At 61.9% G+C, this 23,405-nt stretch carries 19 protein-coding genes; 7 read left to right on the top strand and 12 right to left on the bottom strand.

Annotated features, from left to right (window positions below; translation table 11 throughout):
• Positions 1-65: 65 nt before the first annotated feature.
• Complete coding sequence (locus tag LQ788_RS03295; RefSeq protein WP_231445255.1) at positions 66-1,601, top strand: class I adenylate-forming enzyme family protein; 1,536 nt, start codon at positions 66-68, stop codon at positions 1,599-1,601.
• On the opposite strand, the gene LQ788_RS03290 is transcribed toward LQ788_RS03295, so the two are convergent.
• The 4 genes from LQ788_RS03290 to LQ788_RS03275 all read right to left on the bottom strand — a co-directional run bounded on the left by LQ788_RS03290 (position 1,561) and on the right by LQ788_RS03275 (position 5,031).
• A complete protein-coding gene (locus LQ788_RS03290) occupies positions 1,561-2,106 on the bottom strand; it encodes a type IV toxin-antitoxin system AbiEi family antitoxin domain-containing protein (protein ID WP_231445253.1) in 546 nt (181 codons plus the stop codon). The two genes, LQ788_RS03295 and LQ788_RS03290, sit on opposite strands and share 41 nt — an antisense overlap.
• Before the next feature lie 76 nt (positions 2,107-2,182).
• Positions 2,183-2,890: a response regulator gene (locus tag LQ788_RS03285; protein WP_231445251.1), complete on the bottom strand. Its 708-nt coding sequence runs from the start codon at positions 2,888-2,890 to the stop codon at positions 2,183-2,185.
• Positions 2,877-4,559 carry an ATP-binding protein gene (locus tag LQ788_RS03280; RefSeq protein WP_231445249.1) on the bottom strand — a complete coding sequence of 561 codons (1,683 nt, stop codon included), beginning with the start codon at positions 4,557-4,559 and terminating at the stop codon, positions 2,877-2,879. The genes LQ788_RS03285 and LQ788_RS03280 overlap by 14 nt, the downstream gene beginning before the upstream one ends.
• 46 nt (positions 4,560-4,605) lie before the next feature.
• Positions 4,606-5,031 carry a hypothetical protein gene (locus LQ788_RS03275; protein ID WP_231445247.1) on the bottom strand — a complete coding sequence of 142 codons (426 nt, stop codon included), beginning with the start codon at positions 5,029-5,031 and terminating at the stop codon, positions 4,606-4,608.
• Positions 5,032-5,200: 169 nt separating this feature from the next.
• On the opposite strand from LQ788_RS03275, the gene LQ788_RS03270 reads away from it, so the two are divergent.
• Positions 5,201-6,571 carry a cation:dicarboxylate symporter family transporter gene (locus LQ788_RS03270; RefSeq protein WP_231445246.1) on the top strand — a complete coding sequence of 457 codons (1,371 nt, stop codon included), beginning with the start codon at positions 5,201-5,203 and terminating at the stop codon, positions 6,569-6,571.
• A 240-nt stretch (positions 6,572-6,811) separates the two neighbouring features.
• On the opposite strand, the gene LQ788_RS03265 is transcribed toward LQ788_RS03270, so the two are convergent.
• From LQ788_RS03265 to LQ788_RS03245, 5 genes are all read right to left on the bottom strand, one after another.
• Positions 6,812-7,741, bottom strand: a complete 930-nt coding sequence (locus LQ788_RS03265; protein ID WP_231445244.1) for a shikimate dehydrogenase — start codon at positions 7,739-7,741, stop codon at positions 6,812-6,814.
• A complete protein-coding gene (locus LQ788_RS03260; RefSeq protein WP_231445242.1) occupies positions 7,738-8,577 on the bottom strand; it encodes a sugar phosphate isomerase/epimerase family protein in 840 nt (279 codons plus the stop codon). Before LQ788_RS03260 ends, LQ788_RS03265 begins: the two co-directional genes overlap by 4 nt.
• Positions 8,574-9,755 carry a Gfo/Idh/MocA family protein gene (locus LQ788_RS03255; RefSeq protein WP_231445240.1) on the bottom strand — a complete coding sequence of 394 codons (1,182 nt, stop codon included), beginning with the start codon at positions 9,753-9,755 and terminating at the stop codon, positions 8,574-8,576. Before LQ788_RS03255 ends, LQ788_RS03260 begins: the two co-directional genes overlap by 4 nt.
• A 3-nt stretch (positions 9,756-9,758) precedes the next feature.
• Positions 9,759-11,105 carry an MFS transporter gene (locus LQ788_RS03250; protein ID WP_231445238.1) on the bottom strand — a complete coding sequence of 449 codons (1,347 nt, stop codon included), beginning with the start codon at positions 11,103-11,105 and terminating at the stop codon, positions 9,759-9,761.
• A gap of 175 nt (positions 11,106-11,280) precedes the next feature.
• On the bottom strand, positions 11,281-12,237 hold the full coding sequence (locus LQ788_RS03245; protein WP_231445236.1) for a LysR family transcriptional regulator: 957 nt from the start codon (positions 12,235-12,237) through the stop codon (positions 11,281-11,283).
• Positions 12,238-12,486: 249 nt separating this feature from the next.
• On the opposite strand from LQ788_RS03245, the gene LQ788_RS03240 reads away from it, so the two are divergent.
• The 5 genes from LQ788_RS03240 to LQ788_RS03220 all read left to right on the top strand — a co-directional run bounded on the left by LQ788_RS03240 (position 12,487) and on the right by LQ788_RS03220 (position 19,247).
• Entirely contained in the window at positions 12,487-14,343 is a 1,857-nt protein-coding gene (locus LQ788_RS03240; protein ID WP_231445235.1) for an FAD-dependent oxidoreductase, read from the top strand.
• Positions 14,344-14,430: 87 nt separating this feature from the next.
• Positions 14,431-14,733 carry a YciI family protein gene (locus tag LQ788_RS03235; protein ID WP_231445233.1) on the top strand — a complete coding sequence of 101 codons (303 nt, stop codon included), beginning with the start codon at positions 14,431-14,433 and terminating at the stop codon, positions 14,731-14,733.
• 12 nt (positions 14,734-14,745) lie between these two features.
• Positions 14,746-15,801 (top strand): zinc-dependent alcohol dehydrogenase, encoded by a 1,056-nt coding sequence (locus LQ788_RS03230; RefSeq protein ID WP_231445231.1) that lies wholly within the window; start codon positions 14,746-14,748, stop codon positions 15,799-15,801.
• On the top strand, positions 15,798-17,405 hold the full coding sequence (locus tag LQ788_RS03225; RefSeq protein ID WP_231445229.1) for an FAD-dependent oxidoreductase: 1,608 nt from the start codon (positions 15,798-15,800) through the stop codon (positions 17,403-17,405). Before LQ788_RS03230 ends, LQ788_RS03225 begins: the two co-directional genes overlap by 4 nt.
• A gap of 24 nt (positions 17,406-17,429) precedes the next feature.
• Positions 17,430-19,247 carry an FAD-dependent oxidoreductase gene (locus LQ788_RS03220; protein WP_231445228.1) on the top strand — a complete coding sequence of 606 codons (1,818 nt, stop codon included), beginning with the start codon at positions 17,430-17,432 and terminating at the stop codon, positions 19,245-19,247.
• A gap of 141 nt (positions 19,248-19,388) precedes the next feature.
• On the opposite strand, the gene LQ788_RS03215 is transcribed toward LQ788_RS03220, so the two are convergent.
• The 3 genes from LQ788_RS03215 to LQ788_RS03205 are packed head-to-tail and all read right to left on the bottom strand — an operon-like array spanning position 19,389 to position 23,395.
• Positions 19,389-20,150: an SDR family NAD(P)-dependent oxidoreductase gene (locus tag LQ788_RS03215; RefSeq protein ID WP_231445226.1), complete on the bottom strand. Its 762-nt coding sequence runs from the start codon at positions 20,148-20,150 to the stop codon at positions 19,389-19,391.
• Positions 20,147-21,913, bottom strand: a complete 1,767-nt coding sequence (locus tag LQ788_RS03210) for an FAD-dependent oxidoreductase (protein WP_231445224.1) — start codon at positions 21,911-21,913, stop codon at positions 20,147-20,149. Before LQ788_RS03210 ends, LQ788_RS03215 begins: the two co-directional genes overlap by 4 nt.
• A gap of 57 nt (positions 21,914-21,970) precedes the next feature.
• Positions 21,971-23,395 (bottom strand): MFS transporter, encoded by a 1,425-nt coding sequence (locus LQ788_RS03205; protein WP_231445222.1) that lies wholly within the window; start codon positions 23,393-23,395, stop codon positions 21,971-21,973.
• Positions 23,396-23,405 lie beyond the last annotated feature (10 nt).

The raw sequence follows: 23,405 nt of genomic DNA, 5'->3' as shown, positions 1-23,405 counted from the left end.
ATTGTGTGCCAGGCCACATCCATCTATAGTTGAACCCGCACTCAGTTTCAAGTAAAGGGAGTCTCATGGCCGCGACCCAACGCACATCGCTCATCGATCTGCTCATCCCCTGGGCGGAGACGATTCCTGATTCCGTTGTGGTGCGCACCCCGCCTGGCCCAGATCGGGTAGAGCTGTCTCAGCTGCGCTTCCTCGGCGAGGTCGAGGCTGCGAGTGATCGCTACCGCGCGGCAGGACTGGTGCCGGGAGATCGGACCGTGCTCATCGCCCCGTCCTGTCCAGAATTCCTCATCGAGTTTCTCGGCGCGCATGCTGCGGGACTGGCAGTCGTGGCCGTCAATCCTCTGTCGACGGCCAGAGAGCTGGTCTACATTCTTCAGGACTCGGACGCCCGTCGTCTCGTGGCCCATCCGGCCATGGCCGAGGCGGGGAAGCTCGCGGCAAGTGAGGCCGGCATCGAATTCGCCACCCTGCCGCTGGTCGGCAATGAAGGGCCGAGCCTGGAGCTCAGTGCTGACGGTGCCGCCATCGTCGATCGTGTCGAGTTCGAATGGAACTCACTGGCCGCACTCCTCTACACCTCGGGAACGACGGGCAAGCCCAAGGGCGCCATGCTGTCCCTGGGTAACTTCATCGCCACCACGGACATCGTCAAGGAAATGACCAAGACCAGCCCGGACGATCGGTCCGCGACCGGTCTGCCGCTGTTCCACGTCTTCGGCCTGGCCGACATGGCGCTGCCCGCGTTGAGTGCCGGTGCCCCGCTCACTCTCTTCCCACGGTGGGATCCGCAGGCTTTCGTCGATGCCCTGACCGAGGACGAGATCTCTATCATCTCGGGTGTGCCCACCATGTGGATGTCGGTGCTGACGAACGCTTCCGAGGTTGAGACTCCTCATCTGCGCCTCGTGAGCTCCGGCGGTGCGGCGATCGCAGGAGAGGTGATCCGCAAGGTCGAATCACGCTTCTCAGCACCCGTGGCGGAGGGATACGGGCTGACGGAGACGGCCGGGCTGGGCACGTTCAACCCACTGTTCGGGACGAGGAAGGTCGGAAGCGTCGGCCCGTCCACCCCTGGGTTCGAGGTCAAGGTCATCGACTTGGAAGGCTCCCCGGTTCCTGCAGGCGAGGTCGGTGAAGTGGTGCTTCGCGGCCCGGCGGTCATGCTCGGGTATTGGAAACGCCCCGAGGCCACCGCCGAGGTGCTCGATGACGAGGGTTGGTTCCGCACCGGCGATCTGGGACATCTGGATGAAGACGGATACCTTTTCATCGTCGACAGGATCAAGGACCTCATCATTCACGGCGGCTACAACGTCTACCCGCGCGAAGTCGAAGAAGTCCTCTACGAGATCCCCGGAGTCGCTCAGGCCAGCGTCGTCGGAACCCCCGACGAGAAGTACGGGCAACAAGTCACTGCTGTCATCGCCCTGTCCCCCGGCGCTCACCTCGATGCCACCGAGGTGGAGAGGTTCGCCCGAGAGAATCTGGCTGCCTACAAGATCCCGCGGATCATCGAGTTCGTCGAGGAACTACCCAAAGGCCCGAGCGGCAAGATCCTCAAACGCGAGATCGTGAAGATGTACTCAAAGACGTCGTGACGTCGAGGTTATCGATCAGCTCACGCTGAAATGCCTGTTCGACCAGCGTTTTCCACCGCTCCAGCGGGATCCTGTCATGCACGTCGACGAGAGCCCGCCGAACAGTGGTCGCGGGGATGCCTTCGTAATGCGTCAGATCCTCGTCGGGGACATCCATCCGCGTTTCGAGGTCGACCCATTCGGGAAGGGTCCTGCGCACTCGACGACGAGTCGCCACCCGTATACGGTGCGGATTGAACTGCCCCAGGCCCAGCAGATCGAGCACAGTTTCCCGCTCCAGGAACGCCCCTTCACCGGCCAGTGCCACCGCCGCCGCTGGCTCGGTCAGGTCTGTCGTGGGCACACTACGGTGGGTGTACACACCCTTGCCGTACGCCTGCAGTGCGCCGCGCTGGGAAAGCTTGCGCACCTCTACAGCGGGCACTCCTGCATCCTCGGCTTCGGCGATCGTGACGACACCGTGCTGTTCTGCAGCGATCTCCCACAGATCGTGTCGGTAGCCCATGACTTCACCTCTCTCCTTGTGCCAAAAGCGTACCAGTTTCGGTACGGTTTTGACATCCTTGGGCGCAGCCTACCCATCAAACCCACCGATACTCATATTCCGGGCGCCCCGGCGTTCCGTGGCGTGGTTGCTTGACCGCCTGCTTCGTCTTCACCAGATGCTCCAGATACCGGCGCACCGTGACCCGCGAGAGGTCCAAAGTCGTGGCCACCTCGGTCGCCGACACCGGCGACGAGGCGTCGCGGACAACTTCAGAGATCGCCGTCAGCGTCTCCTCAATCAACCCCTTGGGCAACCGGCCCGAGGACACGGACCGCAAGGCGCTGAGTGCATTGTCGACCGAGGCCTGCGTGGCCAAGGAGCCAGCACCGGCACCGTCGAGGTTGAGGCGGAAGTCCCGCTGGTTCTCCAGCTTCTCGCGGAAGATCGTGAAGGTGAACGGCTTGATCAGATACTGCGTCACCCCGCTCGAGATCGCGGACCGAATGACCTGCAGGTGGCGCACCGCGGTGATCGCGATGATGTCGGCACCATAGCCCTTGGCGTTCATTCGTTGGGCCACGTCGAGCCCGTGCGAATCGGTGAGGTTCATATCCAGCAGCACGATGTCGACCGGCTCCCCAGCAGCCCCGAACGCCTCGAACTTCTCCAGCGCATCGTGGCCGGACAGGCAGGTGCCGGCGACGACGAATCCGGGAACTCGGCGCACGAAGTCGGCATGGGCTTCGGCAGTCATCGGGTCGTCTTCGACGATGAGCACCCGCAGGTCGTCATTCTTCGCCATCGTTGCCTCCTCCCGTCAATGGGAGTGTAACCGTGAAGATCGCTCCCCCGTCGGAATCGACTTCGAGATCTCCCCCGAGCCTCGTCACGGCCTGGCGCACAAGCACCAGACCAAAGCCGCGCCCACCGGATCCAGCCGGAGCGGCCTTCGCAGAGACGCCGAGGTGGAAGATCGCGTCGATCGCCTCAGTATCGATCCCCGGTCCGGAGTCTGCGACCGTGATGATGAGCTCCCCATCGGCGGCGACGAAGTCCGCCCACACGTGGCGTTCCTCAGAGTCCGCGGCAGCGTCGAAGGCATTGTCGAGGAGGTTACCGGCCACAGTGACGAGGTCACGGGCGTCGAGGCTGCTCGGCGGCAATTCACCGGAGGCGGTGACGGTGAGTTCGATGCCGCGCTCGTGGGCTTGGGCGGCCTTGCCGATCATGAGTGCGGTGATGAAGGGTTCGTCGAGGGAGTCGACGAAGGAATCGGTCAGCCGCTGTGATTCCTGCTGGTCACGAACGGCGAAGTCCAGAGCCTCCCGCGAGCGCCCCAGCTCGATCAGGGTCGCCACGGTGTGCAGACGGTTCGAGTGCTCATGGGTCTGGGCTCGCAGAGCCTCAGACAAGGTCCGCATCGTCTCGAGCTCACCGGTGAGTTCCTGAATATCCGTGCGATCGCGCAGGGTCGCGACCGTTCCCCCGGAATCAGACGTTCCCCCGGAACTCGAACTGAGCCCACCACGATCCGGCTGGCTCGCCTGCTTCTGGTTGACCACGAGCACCCGGTCACGGGTCAGGTGGATCTCATCAACGGCATCCCGACCGGACGAAAGCAGGACCTGCACGGACGAGGGCAGGGCCACCTCGGCGAGGGGAATGGGGGTGCGGTCATCGGGCTCGGGCAGACCCAGCAGCTCTGCGGCCTCATCGTTGTAGAGGACCAGGCGCCCGTCATCGTCGACGAGGATGAGGCCCTCCCGCAGCGAATGCAGCGCGGAGTCGTAGAACGCGAACAGGGACTTCAGCTGCTCGGGCCCGTAGCCGAGCGTGACTCGGCGCAGGTAGCGGCTGAGTATCCAAGAGCCCAGCCCGCCGAGTCCGATCGCGGCGAGGCCGACGATGATGATCTGCGGCAGTGCGGCAGCCCGAGCCACCGACAGCGTCTTCAGCGTCACTCCGACGGCGACCATGGCTGTGACCTCGCCGGATGAGTCGGTGACGGGCACGATCGCGCGCACCGACTCCCCCAGCGTGCCCTCGTACTCCTCGACCTGGCTCTCACCGGTCAGGGCCTGGTCGATGCTGCCGATATAGGCCTTGCCCAGCTGCTCAGGATCCGGGTGGGTGTAGCGGGTGCGGTCGCGGTCCATGATCGTCACGAAGTCGACCTCGGCGGTGTCGATGACGGTCAGCGCATAGGGCTGGAGCTTCGCCGAGGCGGAAGAATCTCCCGAGTCCTCGACAGATTCGATGACGAAGGGGTCATGGGCCAGGGTCTCGGCGATGGAGAGCACCCGCTCCGAGGTCGCCTGCCGGGCAGAGCCCAGCGTCGAGACGTAGCTGGTGATGGACAGCGCGACGCAGACGACGGCGATGAGCGCCAACTGCACGAAGAAGAGCCTGCGCGCCAACGTGCCGCTGCGTCGCCGGTGCCGGGCACGACCGTGCGTCCCGGATGCCTTCACTGCCCAACTGCCCCTTGGTCGATGTCTCGAATGACGCCGCAGACGATTACTTCTTGAGCTTCTTCTTTTTCTTGCCTCCGATGGTGAACATCAGAGCCAGTCCGATCGCGGCCAGCCAGGTGTCTTTGGCCACGGCGGTGCCGGACTCGGAGGGGCGGATGCCGTCGTCTTGGGTCATGGAGTCAATCGCGAAGTAGTTCGCGACGAGCCCGGCGGAGAACGTCGTCAGTGCGGCTCCGGCGATGCGAGTGGGCACGAAGGGCAGCAGCAGAGCGGCACCGACGGCGATCTCACCATAGGACAGGAACTTCCCGAACTGGGCCGGCGTCATCTCTTCGACCATCGGGACACCATTGATGGCCATCTGCTGCAGGCCGGCGGCGGATTCCTCATCGAGGCCGAGCTTGCCGATGCCGGAGTTGAGGATGAACGCACCGGGAACGGCGCGCAGAAGTGCTGTATCGATTCTCATGAGCAATCCCTTCAATTCGTCAAGTCGTACAGCCCTACAATAGTCGAGGATGTGATCGCGGCCATGAACACTATGAACGCAACCGAGACAACCGTCACAGCCTCTGGAATGCTCATGGGGAAATTCTTCGCGGCCCGATTCCGCGAGCACCACCACTCAAGGAGGAGACATGGCAACGTTGCCATCAGACAATACCGTCGCCGAGGCGGGTCCCACCCCACCGCAGCGCAAGAAGGACCGTACGCACTGGCTCTACATCATGGTCATCATCGCCGTGTTCGCCGGTGCCGCCATCGGTCTCATCGCCCCCGAGGCCGGTAAGGCGCTCGAACCGCTGGGCAAGGCCTTCATCGCACTCATCAAGATGATCATCGCCCCGATCATCTTCTGCACCATCGTCCTCGGCGTCGGCTCCGTGGCCAAGGCGGCCACCGTCGGCAAGGTCGGCGGCATCGCCTTGATCTACTTCCTCATCATGGCCACCTTCGCCCTGGTCATCGGCCTCGTCGTCGGCAACCTCATCCACCCCGGTGAGGGCCTGAAGCTCGAGCCCTACGAGGCGGCTGCTGGTGGAGAATCCAACGGCACCGTCGACTTCCTCATGAGCCTCATCCCCGGCGACATCGCAGTCCTGCCGACCCTGGTGCTGGCCCTCCTCGTCGGATTCGCCCTGCAGTCCATGGGCAAGGCCGGCGAACCCGTCCTCAATGGAATCGGCCACATCCAGGCCGTCGTCTTCAAACTCATGATGATGATCATGTGGGCCGCCCCCGTCGGCGCCTTCGGCGCCATCGCCGCAGTCGTCGGCAAGACCGGTTGGGCCGCGATCGGTGCGATGGCGACCCTCATGGGAGCCTTCTACCTCACCTGTGCACTGTTCATCGTCATCGTCCTGGGCTCCATCCTCAAGGTCGTCACCGGCCTCAACATCTTCCTGCTGTTGAAGTACCTGGCGAGGGAGTTCCTGCTCATCTTCTCCACTTCTTCGTCGGAGTCGGCTCTGCCGCGTCTGATCGCGAAGATGGAGCACGCTGGTGTCTCGAAGCCCGTCGTCGGTATCACCGTGCCCACCGGGTACTCGTTCAACCTCGACGGCACCGCCATCTACCTGACGATGGCCTCGCTGTTCGTCTCCAGCGCCATGGGCATGCCGATGAGCATTCCTGAGCAGATCTCGCTGTTGGTGTTCATGATCATCGCTTCGAAGGGTGCCGCCGGAGTCTCCGGTGCGGGACTGGCAACGCTGGCCGCGGGCCTGCAGTCACACCGCCCCGAACTCCTCGACGGCATGGGCGTCATCGTCGGCATCGACAAGTTCATGTCCGAGTGCCGTGCCCTGACGAACTTCACCGGCAACGCCGTGGCCACCCTGCTCATCGGCAAGTGGACCCACGAGATCGACATCGACCAGGCACGTGCAGCACTGAACGGCTCCAGCCCGTTCGACGAGCTCTCGCTCGAGCCCGATGCTCACGGAACTCCGGCAGCCACCGCCGGTGACGAGCCCGGCGAGAAGGAACGGGTCGCCGCCAACGCCTGATCCTTAGCTCGGCGAGACCGCCTTCAACGCGGGTGCCGATACTCCCCCACCGTGGGAGTATCGGCACCCGCGTCGTTTCATTTCCATGATCGCCGAGGAGGTCGCACTTAACTCTGGTTTGCACGGATCAATTGATTGTTTTTCTCTAAGATCCGAACGAGACTCTATGGCTTGGCTCGTAATATTCGGGCCGTACGAGTGTCTGAGCCTGGTTCCTGTCTCGTCGACTGGATAGTACGACTATTTCGCCGAATGTGCTGCCGATAATTCAAATGACTCGAGCATCGATTCGCGGTCGGAGTAAGCGCCTGTGAACATTGTGAATGCAGCCGCGGCCTGGCCGACGGCCATGTGCGCTCCCCCGAAGACAGCGCACCCCACATCTGCTGCTGCCTTCACAAGAGTCGTGTGCAGCGGCCGATACACCGCGTCCCCCACCCACATTCCGCAGTGCAGTGCATCGACAGGAAATGGGCTGGCATTCGAGACACCCGTCATTCCGATCGGCGTGGAATTGACCAGTCCAACGGCGCCACGAGCCGCGTGCGATATCTGGTCTGGTGCAATCGCACGCATGCGACTATTGTCGAAGGCCGCAGACAGGCGCCCAATCAGTGCCCTTGAACTAGCAGGATTGATATCGGCGATCGACAGTTTCGGCACTCCGGCACTCAACAACGCGTATGCGATGGCCGATCCTGCTCCACCGGCACCGATCTGGATGACCTCGCCTGCGCTCGCGTCGACATGAATGGCCTCAAGTGCTGTGGTGAAGCCGGAATGGTCGGTGTTCCGGCCGATCAGTCGTCCCTCTTCTACCACGATCGTGTTGACTGCGCCCAGCAGGGTTGCGTCCTCATCGAGTTCATCGAGTGCAGGTATCACCGACTGTTTCGCTGGGTGGGTGACGTTCAACCCGTTGAACCCGAAGCTGATGGCCTGTTCGACCAGTGCTGGCCAGTCCGGCTCAGCGATACCCATCAAGCACGGGTCGATAATACGATATACGAGCGGAATCCCCTGCCTCTTCGCTTCATTCTCATGCATCACTGGGGTCAGCGACTGGGCAATGTTCTCCCCGAGCAAGCCGAGCAGAACCGTACGGTCATTGGTCGTTGGGCCGGTTTCCGGCGCTTCTTTGGGGCCTGGACTCGAGCTGAAGCCGTTCATACCTCTGACAACAACCTCTCTGTTGAACGCCTGAGCTGCTTCGCATAATTGAGAGCGCCGAGTTCCGCAGTAATTTGAGCATTGGGGACTTCCAGGCTCAGCGGTATCCCAGCAGGCGCAGACCGAATGAGGTCGACAAGCGGGAGCTCGCCGTCACCCGGTGGCAGCCGATGGGCGCGTGACTCCACCTTTCGTGGTTCGCCATCAGCAGTCATGCCGCGGGGCAACGGCTCCCTGATCTCAATGGAGTTCGGAACATCGAGTGGTCCATCGCACAGCTGCAGTACCGGAATCAACGATGGATCTAGCTGTGCAACATCGCTGGGAGTGCTTCCTCCGCGCTGGATATGGAGAGGGTCAAGCATCAAGTGTGCACCTGCCGACGAGGCAAGTTCTGAGGCTTGACCAACTGTGCTGATGGCGTTGTAGCTGATCGGTTCCAACGCCGGGACGATCCCGTATGCCGCAGCGTCGGAGACAAGTTCGGCGAGGGTGTCTGCAAGCCGAGAAGTGTCCGGGTCCTGCCCGGCGAGGTTGAGAGTCGTAGCGCCCAGTGCCGCGCCCGCCTCGAGCATCGGAAGCCAGGCTTCGCGACCTGTATGTCCGTCAAGTGACAGGAATTCGATATCACGCACTCGAACTCCGGTGTCGTCGAGACGGGCGATTGTCGACCGAGACATCATTGAACCTGGTGACTGGTCAGGTATCTGTTCTGTTGGTGTCGCACCACGAACGCGGATGCCGACAAAGTCGAACCCTGACTGCGCAGCGATGTCGATCAGTTCGTCTGGTTCCAACTGGAGCAGACTCAGATGTGCAATTCCAATGTCGTTCATGCGACGTCGTCCTGTCCTGCAAGAGAGTTCTGTGTTTGTGGATGACTGTGCGATTCAGGGACCCCAATGCTTTCCGAACCGACAGGGCGGTCCGTCGTCTCGGGAGATTCGGGCTGCCCGGATCGCATCGACTGATACATTGCGCTCATCGTGCGCAGTGACCGCAGTGCGTCTTGTCCGCTCACCAGCGGTGTCGCACCGGAGCGAACTGCCGCTACGAAGTCAACGATCTGCGCAGCGTGGAAGGGCGCCAGGGATGCGTTGATCCGATCTAGGGAAACATCGGCCAAGACCTCTCTCGGGCCGTCAAACGTTTGTTGTTCCGACACCGCCCAGACGTCATTGACTGCCTCGGTGCCCTCGGGATATTCCAGGAGTCCGACGGTGGCACCGGTGCTTCCGGTGATGGCGATTCGCTGGCCGAGGGCAGGAGTGAGCGCTGTCGATGCAGTGAACTGGGCGATGGCACCGCTTGTGAACTTCAAAGTTGCCGCCAGGGTGTCCTCGACTTCGATGTACTCACCGTGCTTGAAGGTGTCGGCAGTCGTCATCACCCAGTCGACATCCCCGAGGTACCACTGCAGCAGATCGACGTAGTGGATCGCCTGGGTCATGAGCACTCCGCCACCGTCTGTCTCCCATTTTCCTCGCCACGGGGTCCCGGTGTAGTAGGAAGAATCGCGGTGAAGAAGAACTTCTGCCCGGGCCATCATTGGATCGCCGATGGTCCCGTCGTCGATGGCTCGGCGAATACGTTGTGCGGCCGGCCACAGGCGTCGCTGGAAGACGCAGCCGAAGACGACTCCAGCGTCGCTGCACGCGCTCACCATGCGCTCTGCGGCCGCCACATCGATGGCAATCGGCTTCTCGCAGAGCACATGAACTCCTCGCTTCGCGGCGGCGACGACGACCGCCTCGTGGGTGGGGTGCGGGGTGCACACGCTGATGAGGTCCACACCATGGTCGAACAGTTCGTCGAGAGACGATGCGGCAAAAGCGATGTCGTGGTCAGCGGCAAATGCGCGGACCCGGCGGTTATCAGTATCGAAGCACGCGACAATCTCGACGCCCGGTACATCGCGATATGCGGCCACGTGATTGCCAGCAATCGCTCCACAGCCGATGACTGCTGCTCGCAGCAATTTCGGCTCGTCGGCGAACACAGCTTCAGCAGTCATGAGTCAGACTTCCTTCTTAGCAGAGAGGCCAAGCTTCTCGGTCGGAGTCCTATAGGTCTCGGGGCAGAGCAGTGCGCACACTCCGGAGATACCCACACAGACCGAGGCGAACAGCGCGACTCCGATCCAGTTGTGATCGGAACCGGAGATGGATTGGGCGATGGCCGGAGTGAACCCTGCCAGCAGCAGGCCGATCATCAGGCAGATCGCCATACCGCTGTATCTGACGTTTGCCGGGAACTGTTCTGGGAAATACGCGGGATAAATGCTGTTGGTCATCGAGTAGGCGCCGGCGACCAGCAGTATTCCGAGGATCCAGACGATGACGGTGTTCGATGGTTCGCCATTGGCCAGAGCCCACAGGAACGCAAATATCAGCACTATCTGGAGCACCGTGCCCGTGATGAACAACGGCTTGCGTCCGAACTTGTCGGACAGATGAGCCCACATCGGAAGAGTGAAAACTGCGATGAGGTTAGCGACGCTGATGAAGGCCAGCATTTCGCCTTTGGGAATGCCGGAAACTTCCGTACCGTATGTCAGCGTGAAGACGTTGATCATCGTGTTCACCATCGTGAACAGGCTCATACCGGTCACCAGGAGCAGCTTCTTCGGGTGGCTTTTCACGAGTTCGAAGACGGGAACCTTGACCACAAGAGCCTTGGCCTTGGTCTCGACGAATACCTCGGGTTCGTCGAGGGTCCGACGCAGAATCAGAGCGACGACGGTGACGACGGCGCTGAGCAAGAAGGGCACGCGCCATCCCCAGCTCATCACAGCTTCCTCCGGCAGCATCTGGATCGGAATGAAGACGGCAGAAGAAATGACTATGCCGAAGGTGATTCCGGCCATCGTCCAGCTCGAGAAGAAGCCTCGCCGATTATCTGGCGCATGCTCCATCGACAGTGAAGCCGAACCTGGCGATTCACCGCCCGCTGAGAGCCCCTGAGCGAGTCGCAGGACGACGATGATGATCGGTGCCCAGATTCCGATTTGAGCGTAGGTCGGGATCAGTCCGATCACGAAGGTTGAGGCCCCCATGAGCACCAACACCGCGATGAGCACCTTTTTCCGGCCGATGACATCGCCGAGGTGGCCCCAGAGCAGCGCTCCCAATGGCCGGGTGATGTATGCGACGCCGATCGTCGCCAGGGAGAACAGCTGTCCACTCGCCCCAGCTCCAGGGAAGTAGAGATCCTGGAGGTAGAGGGCAGCAGCTGTGGCGAAGATGAAGAAGTCGTAGTACTCGAGCGCGCTTCCGGCGAAGCCCGATATCGCAGCGTTGCGAGCGTTCCTGCGTTTCTTGTCGGAGTGGGTGACGTGTGACGTCGGTTTTGCAGTCATGGTCATTGGATTTCCTTTGCATCGACCGGATCAGCACTTCGTTGTGTGCTCCGCCGGCAATGAGTCACTGACGTGTCGGGAAAGCTGTGCGCCGACCCTGTGGGCGGTGCCGCTTTTTCGAGTGTGCGTCCGTGATTGAGGAATGTCCAGGATGTAAAAGGTCTAGAACTATGTGCCGATTCTACTTAGTGGACACCGCGTCCCCACCGTCAGAGCCCCCTTCGGTCGACGAGGCGTCGTCGCCGACCGAATCCCCAAATGCGTCGTCAATGACCCGCATCAATGCCTTCAACGGCACGGAATCGTTTTCGTCTGACCAGACGACACCGTGTCGGAAGGGGTAGGGACGATCCTCAATCTCAACCCAGGTCGCCGCCTCAGGCAGAATCGGCACCACCTCGGAGGATACAAGTGTCACGCCGACTCCGGCAGCGACCATACTGAGGACGAGGAACGGGTCGCTCACAGTCTGCGCGACCTGCGGATTGAATCCGGCGCCCTGGCAGATCTGACGGGCGATCACGGTCATAGAGGAGTTCCCATCGATGGGTCCCATCACGAAAGGTTCGTTGCGCAGCTCGGTTACATGAAGTGATTCGCGCTCGGCCAATGGATGATCGACGGGCACCACGACGCCGACATGCTGCCGGGAGATCTCACGAGTGCGCAGAGGCTCGTCGACCTCACCGATCAAACCGATGAATGCCGCATCTAGATCGCCCTTCTGCACCCTGCGGATACCGTCAAGCGTGCGGACGCCACCGACCAGCCGCAGTTCGACTCCGGGGTAGGAACGACGCAATGAACGGGTCAGCCGCGGCAGTGTGTGGTGATTGTGCACACCGGAGAATCCAATGCTCAGCTGACCTGTCGGAATTCCCTGCGCACTCTGAGTGGCATCGACCGCATTCCCCAGAGTCTGGATGACCTGGTAGGCATAAGGCAGCAGCGCCTCCCCCGACGCGGTCAAACCGACCGACCGAGTGCTGCGCTCAAAGAGCGGCGACTTGAGTTCACGTTCCAGGCGGCGGATCACCTGGCTCAAGGGCGACTGGGCCATGTGCAAGCGGGCAGCTGCCCGCCCGAAGTGCATCTCCTCGGCAACGGCGACGAATGCCTCCAACCAGCGAATCTCCACGCTTCTCCCTCTCCTGATCCCCTTCACCTAGCCGCTCCGACGGCCCGTCAAGCATATCCGCGATTATGTCTCCAAAGCTACATAGTTTCGGATAGATAAAGAATCAATAGCACAGAACCCTTGTTCGGTGGCTCCGTGCCATGCACGATTTCCACATGCCCTCGATCACCTCATCGAGCTTGGCGTGTATCGATGGCGGATGGCTGACGGTGCTCGCCACCAGACCCGCACACAACCGCGAATGGAGCAATGATGCCGCGCAGAACCACTGGTCCGACGGACCGCACCAGCGAGCTGAATGGCCATGATGGCCTGGGGGGCCGCTCCGCTGTCGAGACGAACGAGTCCTTCGACGTCGTGGTAATCGGCTCCGGCGCTGGCGGGCTCTCCACCGCGGTGACAGCGGCCCATCACGGCCTACGGGTGCTCGTCCTCGAGCGGGATCGCCATTGCGGTGGCGCGACCTCTCGCTCGGGTGGTTGGATGTGGGCGCCCCGCAATGAGTTCGCACTCGCTGACGGAGTCGACGAGTCCATTGACGACATCAAGACCTACCTCAAGGCCGCCGTCGGAGACGATTACGAGGAAGCCAGGACAGACGCATTCCTTCGTCACGCACCGGACATGGTGTCCTTCTTCGAACACGAAACCTCGCTCAAATTCGTTCCCGGGGAGAAGATCTGCGACATCTACGGTCAACTCCCCCACGCTGGCACAGGCCATCGCTCGGTAGGGCCCAAGCCAGTCAACGGTCGTGCCTTCTCCAAGGAACTGCGTCAGATCATGTCGCCACAATATTGGGAGACCTCATTCCTCGGCATGGGAATCATGGCCGGCCCCGACCTGCAAGGCTTTCTCTCCGCGTCCAAGTTCAAAGCCAGCGGTTGGTGGCATTCGGCCAAACGCGTCCTCGGCTACACCTTCGACCTCGCAACGCAGGGGTCTGGCATGCACTACGTCAACGGAGTCGCGCTGGTCGCCCGCTTGATGAAATCAGCGGTCGACAGCGGAGTCGACATTCGTGTTAATCACCGAGCGATCCAGCTGATCAAAGACCACACCGGGCGCGTCACCTCGGTCGTGGTTGATACGCCTCACGGACGCCGTACATTCTTAGCTGAACGCGGCATCGTCATCGCCGCGGGCGGATTCTCGGCGAATCCCGGCATGCGGAAGGAACACTTCCCCCACAATCGGGACAACGATGATCATTGGACTCTGGCACCGGACACTGCAGACGGCATGGGCATCGAACTGGGCCGCACTGTCGGAGGCGTCCTCGACACCGGAGGAACCTCTCCTGCGGCTTGGTGCCCAGTCTCCCTGTACCCCTATCGAAGCGGCCGCAACGGCGTGTTTCCACACATCATGGACCGTGCCAAACCCGGATCGATCAGCGTCACTCGCAACGGAAAACGATTCGTCAATGAGGCGAACGGATACTGGGACTACGTCACAGGTCTCAACGCTGCTACCAAGGACGGCGATGCCGCTGAAGCGTGGCAGATCGCCGACTCCCGTGCCGTGGCCCGTTATCCATTCGGCTTCGCCATGCCGCGCCCCGTCCCGAAACTCCCATTCCTCAATTCGGGCTATCTGATCAAAGCCGACACCCTCACGAAGCTAGCCGACAAATGCGGTATCAACCCCGAAAGTTTGGTCAGAACAGTCACCGATTTCAATCGCCGCGCCCGCCTCGGCGAAGATCCCGACTTCCACCGAGGTGAGACACCATTCAATCGCTACGGAGGCGATCCCGAAGTACAGCCGAACCCAACTCTCGCACCGATCGAGACCGGACCGTTCTACGCAGTCAGAGTCCGTCAAGGGTCCTTCGGGACTTTCGCCGGATTGCGGGCCGATGACAAAGCTCGGCTGATCGACGATACCGGCGAACCGATTCCTGGTGTGCACGTGGTCGGAGTCGATCAGAAGAACCTGTTCGGTGGGCACTACCCGGCTGGCGGGGTCAATATCGGTCCCGCTATGACCTTCGGTTACATCACTGGTCTCGAGCTTGCGCAATCGCTCGCGGACGAACATGAAGGAACGAACTCTGCACTTCGGGAATCGGCCGTCATTTCAGGCGCGCACGCATCCCGTTAAGGGTTTCGGCAGGCCCCTGCCCTAATTCTCGGCTCATCGGCAATTGGTGAGCCACCAAGCAGAATCAAATCAAGGAGGACCCAGAACATGTCACTCTTCGCAGTTACCTACAGCTACGCCGCAGGATCCGATACCGGTCGCGATGAGCACCGCCCCCTGCACCTCGAATTCCTCAAGACACTCAATGAAGAGGGCACACTCGTCGTCAGCGGTCCCACGGACGCCGATGGCCCGGAACCGGGGGCGCTCCTCATCATCCGCGGCGAATCGACCGAAACGGTGAACGCCACCATGGAGAAGGACCCCTTCGCCCAGCGCGGATATGTGCAGCGCACGGTCCAGTCTTGGGACCCGAAATTCGGGGCTTCGCGTCTCGACAAGTCGAACTGAGGCCACGCGATCATGCTTTCGGTTCGAACCGTTTCCGCGAAGTCACTCGAGTACTTCGAATCTGCTCAGCCCGAACCAGGAATCGGAGAAGCGCTCATCAAGGTCGAGCATGTGACTCTGTGCGGCACCGATCTCCACATCTGGGAAGACGATTACACCTCGGAGCTCCCCCTCGTTCAGGGACATGAAATCGCCGGCACCGTCGTTGCCTTGGGCGAAACCGTTCAGGGCACAGACACCACCGAAGTTTCTGTCGGCGAGCGCATCGTCATCGATCCGCTCATCAGCTGCGGCGAGTGCCGTACCTGCCGACGCGGGCGTGCGAATGTGTGCCCGAACCTCGTCGTCTTAGGCTGCTACTGCGATGGTGGGTTCGCGGAATACCTCAGCGTCTCCGTGGACAAATTGCACCGGCTGCCCGACGGCCTTCCCACCGAGCTCGGACCAGTGGCCGAACCCGCCGCGATCTCTCTCGAAGCTGTCACTCGAGGCCGCGCCGAGGCTGGCGACACGGTTCTCGTTCTCGGTGCCGGCCCGATTGGGCTGCTCTCCACTCTTGCTCTGCACGACCTCGGAGCAACAGTGGTCACAGCCGACACGAATCCTGATCGCGTCGAGATGGCCACCTCTATGGGCAGCGATCACACTCTGCTCATCAATCCCGGTCAACCGTTTCCCTCACGAGAGCTGTCAGAGATGATCGGCGAGGAGGCACCGGACGGGCCTGACCTCGTCATCGAAGCCACCGGGTTACCCGCCTCTCTGGAGAACGCACTGCGTGCCGTGGCACCAGCGGGACGCGTCGTGCAGGTGGGGATCTCGGCCCATCCGACTAGCTTCCCGCTCAACCTGGTGCCCTTCAAGGAGATCGATCTGCTGGGCAGTCGCAATAGCCAAGGTCTGATGCCCGAAGCGCTCAAACTCATCTCGCGCCATGTTGACACTGTGCGCAGTCTGATCACACACCGTTTCGATGTCACCGATCTTGACAGTGCGTTCCGCACTCTTGGGGACCGTACTCAACGGGTGGGGAAGGTCCTCATCGATATGCCGAGGAGAACTCGATGATCACGACCCCAGTCAAAGAGCTCCCCACCGATGTCAATGTTGTGGTGATCGGTTCGGGTGCGGCTGGACTCACTGCGGCGACCCGAGCCGCAGATGCCCACGAACGCGTCGTGGTGCTGGAAAAGGCCTCATTGTTGGGAGGAACAACTGCAGTCGGAGGAGGCGTGATCTGGGCACCCGCCAATCCACTCGGCGCCGAGGCAGGTTATGAGGACTCCCGTGAAGCCGCCATCGACTACGTCACCGCCGCTACAAACGGACAGCTGACCGAAGCCGAGGCTGCCTGGTATGTGGACAATGCGTCAAAGGCGATCGAATATCTCGAGGAGCACACCCAGGTCTCGCTGACTCCCCTGGCACGACCGGACTACCGACTCGAATGGCCGGGAGCCACACAGGGCGGCCGCAGCCTCGACAACAATGCCTTCGACGTCGGGGCCGTTTCGGGCCTGCGCGAAGCTATTCGGCCAACCAGCTATTTCCCTCTTCTGACCATGGCCGAGCGCGACGACCTCAATGGTGCCGCCGCTGACCCCGAGCTTCTCAGGCAACGAGCCGAAACCGGAGTACGGACCATGGGCGGTGCTCTTGTGGCAAGCCTGCTAACCTCGGCGCTCGAACGCAATGTATTAGTGACAGCCGGTGCGCCCGTCACCGCACTCACTCGCGGTGAGGACGAACGCTGGCACCTCACGGCGGGTGCAGACACTGAAATCGTCGCCGACGCCGTCGTCATCGCTTCGGGAGGATTCGAATGGAATCCGTCAATGCAGAACTCGTTTCTCTCCCATCCGGTCGCCCCGATATCAGCTCCTTCGAACGAAGGCGACGGGCTCGAACTCGGCTTGCGTCTGGGCAGCGCCGTCTCCGATATGACTACGTTTTGGGGCGTACCGGTCATCACTCCTCCTGAGCAGACATATGACGGCAGGCAGTCCGGTCGAATGGGCAATGTCGAAATGACCCTGCCCGGATCGATCACCATCGGTGCGGATGGCCGACGGTTCCTCAACGAAGCCCTCAACTACCACGACGCCAGCCGAGTCTTCGGAGCCGTCGATGCCCATCGTCTGGCTCCGAAAGGCTCTCCTGCCTGGTTGGTCTTCGACCGCCACTATCTCGATTCCTACCCTGTCGCCGGGTCAACCCCAGGCCAGCCCGCGGACTGGATGACCGAGGCCGACTCCGTCGAACAGCTCGCCGCAAAGATCGATGTCGATCCCCGTGCGCTGGCCGATCAGATTGCACGGTTCAACGAAGACGCCGATAGCGGAGTCGACCGCGACTACGGGCGCGGCAGCACCCCACAGGACAGGTTCCTCGGGGACGCCAGCGTCAGTCCGAACCCCTGCCTTCGAGCGCTGAGACAGGGACCGTTCTATGCAGTACCGATCCACTGCGGCACGCTCGGCACGAGCGGCGGTCTCAAAGCCGACGAACACGGACGAGTAGTGAATTTCGAAGGCGAGGTCATCCCAAATCTCTACACAGCAGGAAATGTGGCGGCTTCCGTCTTCCACGGTGCCTATCCAGGCGGAGGCTCCACCCTCGGTTCGGCCGTTGTCCGCGCCTTCGTCGCCGGAGACCACATCGCGCAGTACTGAGTTTCCCACCATCAAGGAGCCATCATGAGCACTCAGATTTCCACATCAATCCCCACCTCCGCCGGTGAACAACCGGCCAAACTAAACGACGGCGACCACGTCGATCTTGTCGTTGTCGGCGCGGGTGGCGCCGGACTCTCAGCCGCAGCCTACGGTGCGATCGCTGGCTTGACGACTGCGGTCATCGAACGCACCGAATACGTCGGCGGGACAACAGCGTTTACCGCGGGCACAACCTGGGTTCCCGGCACACACCATGTCCAAGAGGTGGGAGCCGAAGACAGCAAGGATGAAGCACGAGAATTCCTCGACGCAGCAGTCGGCTCTCACTCCCCTGCAGAGCTGCGAGAGACATTCCTCGATCTGGGCCCCGAAGCCGTCACGGTGATGGAGAACGGATCGCATGTGACCTACCGGGCCCGTAAACTTCACCCCGACTACCTCACCCAGCTCCCTGGATCTCGCCTCTCTGGTCGCGCTCTTGAACCGTACCCATTCGACGGCGCACTTCTCGGTAAACGTCTGGAGCTTGTGCGACCGCCACTGCCCGAATTCACAGTTTTCGGCGGCATGTCCTTGGAACGCGATGATATCGAGCACCTTCTCGGCGCACATCCCAAAGACGAGTCCCGATTACACCTGCTCACCTTACGTCGCGCATTCCGCGACTCCTTGCAGGAACATGGCACCGACAGCCGCCGCACCATGGGCAACGCCCTCGTCGCCGGCCTGCTGCACACACTTGACGAGCGAAGAGTACCGGTCCACACACACAGCGAGATCAGCTCGATCGCGCGTATCAATACCGGAGCGAAGGCCCCGTCATCACCAGCTACCGAAGGCCGGCAACCGACCTATCAGGTCGTCATCAGCCAGGCCGGGCACGACATCACCATTACAGCCGCCAACCTCATCTTCGCCAGCGGTGGTTTCAACCGCAGCCCACAGCGTCGGGCACAAATGTTGCCCGGGCATGACATGGAGTGGTGCCCAGGAGCGCCCGGGCATACCGGGCAGGCTCATGACCTAGTCGACGACCTCGGCGGACGCTATGGCACGAGCGCCCTAGCGCACACGTACTATGCCCCCGTCTCCCGGCGTCGCCGGCCCGATGGCTCCTGGGCCGTCTTCCCTCATTTCGTTATGGATCGCGCCAAACCGCATATGATCGTCGTCGATCAGGACGGCCACAGATACCTCAACGAATCAACGAGCTATCACCTCTTCGGCATGCGAATGGTCCTCCACGATCACGAACGCCCAGGCAGGTCGGTTCCCTCATTCCTCATCACCGATGCCGAGGGAATGCACCGGTATGGACTCGGCATGGTTCACCCGTTCCAGAGCGAACGGAAACTGTTGGAACAGGTCGATGAAGGATACCTGTACCGTGCCGATTCTGTGCCTGGACTCGCAGATCAGCTTGGCGTACCAGCCGAAGAACTGGTCCACACAATCGAGCACTCCAATGAGCGAGCCCGCACAGGTGAGGATCCGGACTTCCACCGCGGCTCCAATGATTACGAACGATTCAACGGGGATGCCAGCTCAGCGACAGGGCATCCCAATGTCGCTCCGGTCGAGGGAGGACCCTACTACGCTGTCCAGCTCTTTCCCGGCGATATCGGTGCCGCGACCGGCTATGTCACGGATGGCACGGCGGCGGTGCTTGGCGGCGATGGTGCTCCGATTCCGGGAGTCTACGCAGTGGGCAACGACATGCAGTCAGTCATGGGCGGAACGTACCCCGCGCCAGGAATTACGATCGGGCCAGGGCTGGTCTTCGCCTATGCCGCAGTCCGCAACATTGTCGGCGCCCCGCTGCCCGGCGCTGAAGGATGACCATCTGCCGCGGCTGAAGGTGGGACGAGTGCCCACGCATCCTGAGGAATATCGCGCACCCGTCCATTGTGTCTTTGCCTCACCGAGGCAGCCATGCAGTTCCGCAGCCCGATCCCTGTCATGCCATCCCGCCGAGGCGGTTCACTGCGCCACGTACCCACCATCAACTGACCAGGTGGCACCGGTGACAAAGGAGGCCGCATCCGAGGCGAGGAAACACACGACTTCCGCGACCTCCTCCGGCGTCCCCAACCTGCCTATAGGCATCTTCTCGACCATCGTGTCTCGGACACGCTCGTCGAGGCTCGCCACAAGGGGAGTATCAACGTAGCCGGGTGCGACTGCGTTGACCCGGATCCCCTGATCGGCATAGGTGAGGCCGGTCGAACGGACCAGGTTGACTAGGGCCGCCTTGGACGCGGAATAAGACGTCGACCGATCTTGCCCGACCAACCCGAGGATCGAGGACACTGCGACGATCGATCCGGAACCGGCGGCTCGCATCTGGCGCAACGCGTGTTTGAAGCTCAGCGCGGTGCCGGTCAGGTTGATGTCGATCACCTGCTTCCAACGCATGACATCGAGCTCGTCGATCGGCGCCTTGGGTTCCGAGACACCAGCGTTGGCCACGAAGATGTCGAGTCCGCCGTATTCGTCGACGGCGGTTCTCACCAACGCAGCGACCTGCTCCTCGTCAGTAGTGTCCGTGCGCTGCGCAATGACATCGAGGCCTTCGGCAGCCACGGAGTCGGCGAATTCCTGCGCAATCTCGGAGATGTCGCCGATCACCACCCGAGCCCCACGTCGCGCCAACATCTCAGCGATGGCGGCACCGATCCCCGATGCCGCGCCGGTGACGACGGCAGTGGCATCGGAGAACGGCAACGCCAGACGCCCCGTCACGCACGAACCTGTTGTGCCCGCGTCACTGTCTCAAGGTTGCCCGTCGTCGCGGCAACCTCGGCGATATCGCGGCCCATCCGGTATCCGAAGACCAGTGCGGGTCCGATGTGCGAGCCATATCCGGGGTACCCGCCGCCGAAGATCGAGACGGCTGAGGCTCCGACCGAGTAGAGGCCGGGGATTGTCGAACCGTCCTTGCGCACGACTCCTGAGTGCTCGTCGGTCTGGAGTCCTGCGAAGGATCCGAGGTCGCCCATCTGGACCTTCGCCGCGTAGTACGGACCTTTGTCCAGCGGTGCCAGGTTCGGATTGGGCTTGTGCTCGGGGTCGCCGCGGAAATGATTGTATGCGGTCGATCCGCGTCCGAACTCGTGGTCCTCGCCATTCTCCGCTCCCGAATTGAAGGTCTGGACTGTATTGGCCAGGTTCTCCTGCGGCACGTCAATCTTCTCCGCGAGTTCGGCCAGGCTCTCGGCCTTGACCAGGTATCCGGTGTCGTAGAAGTACTTGCGCGGGATCGGCCATGGTTTGGCGTAGCCGATGCCGTATTTGTGCATGCACTTGGCGTCGGCGATGACCCAGCCGAAGGTATGGCGGGCTCCCTTCTCGTGTTCGAGCATGGCGCGGCCGAAGTCGTGGTAGCTCAGGGCTTCGTTGCCGAAGCGCTGACCTTCCGGGTCGACGGTGATCATTCCCGGCAGCCCGATCTGGCGCAGGTGCGGGAACAGGCGCTGCCGTCCATCAAGATGTTTGAACACGGTCACCGGTGCCCACGAGCCTGGTGTGAAGACGTCATTGTTGATGTAGCCGCCTGCGTCGATGGCCATCTCGGCGGAGGTGCCGTTGTGACCCTGCGTGGGAGTGAAGTGGTTGTCACCATGCGGATCGTGGGGGAAATACTTCGTCCGCAATTCCTCGTTGCCGGTGAAGCCACCGCCGGCCAGCACCACGCCCAGGCGAGCGCGAATGTTGCCGGCGTGCTTGCCCGACAGCACCGCACCGGTGACTTGTCCGTCCTCGCGGATCAGTTGCTCGACTGGGCTCGAGGTCCAGATCCGCACTCCCAGCTTCAAGGCCGATGCAGCCATTCGCGTGATCAGTGCTGAGCCGTTGGTGCGCTTCAGCGGCTGCTGGGAGACTGCCTTGTCGGCCCAGGTCTTCAGCAGTTTCCGTGCCACGTATGTAAAGGACTTCAGTGACTGGTTCGCGTGGAAGAACTCATTGAGGTCCGGGCCCACCTGGGGCATGTAGCCGAACACAGTGTAAGAGGACAGGTAGGGCTGGAGTTCCTTTCGTCGTTCCCCGAGCATCCGCACGTCGGCATCGTCGGGCAGCAGTGCTCGCCCGCCGATTCGCGCTCCGGGCAGATCCATCTGGTAGTCCGGTGCCTTGTCGGGGTAGACGAAGTTGACGTCGGTGTTCTCTTCGAAGAACGTGATGGCTTCGGGAACCGTGTCGAGGAACGCAGTGACTCCGGCTTCATCGTAGGTGTCTGGAGCAAGCGCCCGGAGGTAGGCCTCGGCTTCGGCTCTCGTGTCTTCGGATTTCTCAGCACCCTTGGGGTTACCCGGCACCCACGCCCAGCCTGCTGAGATGGCCGTGGTGCCGCCGATGTAGCGGTTCTGTTCGGCGACGATCACGTTCAGTCCCTGGTGGGCTGCGGTGATCGCGGTGGCCAGTCCGGATGCCCCGGAACCGACGACGAGGACGTCGCAGACCGCGTCGGCGCCGGAGTTGAGGTTGTAGCGTGGGGTGGAAGTCATTGAGGGGACTCTCCTTTTCTGTGGTTCTGGTGGCGTTGTGTGTTCGGTATTCGGTGGCTAGTGCCGACCCGGGGCCGAAGAATTCTGCGCATCCTTCGACACGGTGGCAGTCGCTTGGCCGGCCGATGGTTCCTTGTCCCATTCGCCCGTCGCCCGCAGATAGGGTTCGCCGAGGCGGGCGACCGGAGTATGGGCCGTCTCCCTGGCTGTCAGGCAGGCGAGGATGGCGATCGCGGAGCAGATCGCACCGAAGACGGCGACCGGAATCCAGCCGTGATCACCATCGGCCATGAGCACTCCGGCGATGGTGGGGCCGAATCCGGCGACGACGAGTCCGAGCTGGTTTCCCATGGCCATGCCCGTGTAGCGCACGGGCGTCGCGAAGAGTTCACCGAAGTACGAGGTCCAGATTCCGTTGAACCCGGAGTACAGCACGGTCATGAACGCGATGGAGGCGGCGGCGACCAGCCAGATATTGCCGGTGCTCAGCGCCATGAAGTAGAAGAAGAAGGCGATGGAACAGCCGACGAAGGATGTGAGCATGAGCGGTTTGCGTCCCCACCGGTCGCTGAGGGCACCGGCGATCGGCATCATCAGCATGGACAGTCCGATGGCGACGGCGTTGACCGCCAGGATCTGCGGCTGCTCAAATTTGCCCGTGTTCGAGGCGTAGGAGAGTCCATAGACGCTGAAGAGGGTCTGCATCACCGAGAAGATCGACATGCCCAGGACTCGCAGAACATCGGGGCCCTGGTAGCGCAGCACGTCCTTGGCCGGCAGCTTCTTGACGGCACCTTCGGCCTGTTTCTGTTCGAACTCCGGGGTCTCGTCGAGCCGACGACGGATCCAGAATGCGATGACCAGCACGACGGCGGACAGGTAGAACGGTATCCGCCAGCCCCAGGACAGCATTGCGTCTTCGGGCAGCGCGGTGATGGGAATGAAGACCAGTGTGGACAGCACCATGCCGGCGGCGTAACCGGTCATGACGAAGGAGGTGAAGAAGCCTCTCTTGTTCTCGGGTGAGTGCTCGATGGTTAGTGATGAGGCTCCCGAGGATTCGGCACCAGCGGAGAACCCTTGGGCCAGTCGGCAAACGACGAGCAGGATCGGTGCAAGCACACCCACTGAACTGTAGGTCGGCAGGAAGCCGACGCCCAATGAGGCCAGTCCCATGATCAGCAGGACAACGAGCAGGACATTGCGACGACCGATGCGGTCCCCGAAGTGTCCCAGAACGAGGCCGCCGAGCGGACGCGCCACGTAGGCGACTCCGAAGGTGGCGAATGCGGCCACCGTTGCCAGTGCAGGGTCGCCTTCGGGGAAGAAGAGCTTCGGAAACACCAAAGCTGCCGCGGTGCCGTAGATGAAGAAGTCGTAGTACTCCATGGTCGATCCCATGAAGGCGGCGAGCGCCGCTTTGCGCGGAGTTTTGCGTGCTTGGACGCCTGTGGGCGCGGGCTGAGATATCGCGTGTGTCATGAGGTGTCGC

The organism is Brevibacterium zhoupengii, from assembly GCF_021117425.1.
Taxonomy (GTDB): Bacteria; Actinomycetota; Actinomycetes; order Actinomycetales; family Brevibacteriaceae; genus Brevibacterium; species Brevibacterium zhoupengii.
Note: the sequence above shows the minus strand (reverse complement) of the source record. Positions and strands in the feature narration are given on the sequence as shown.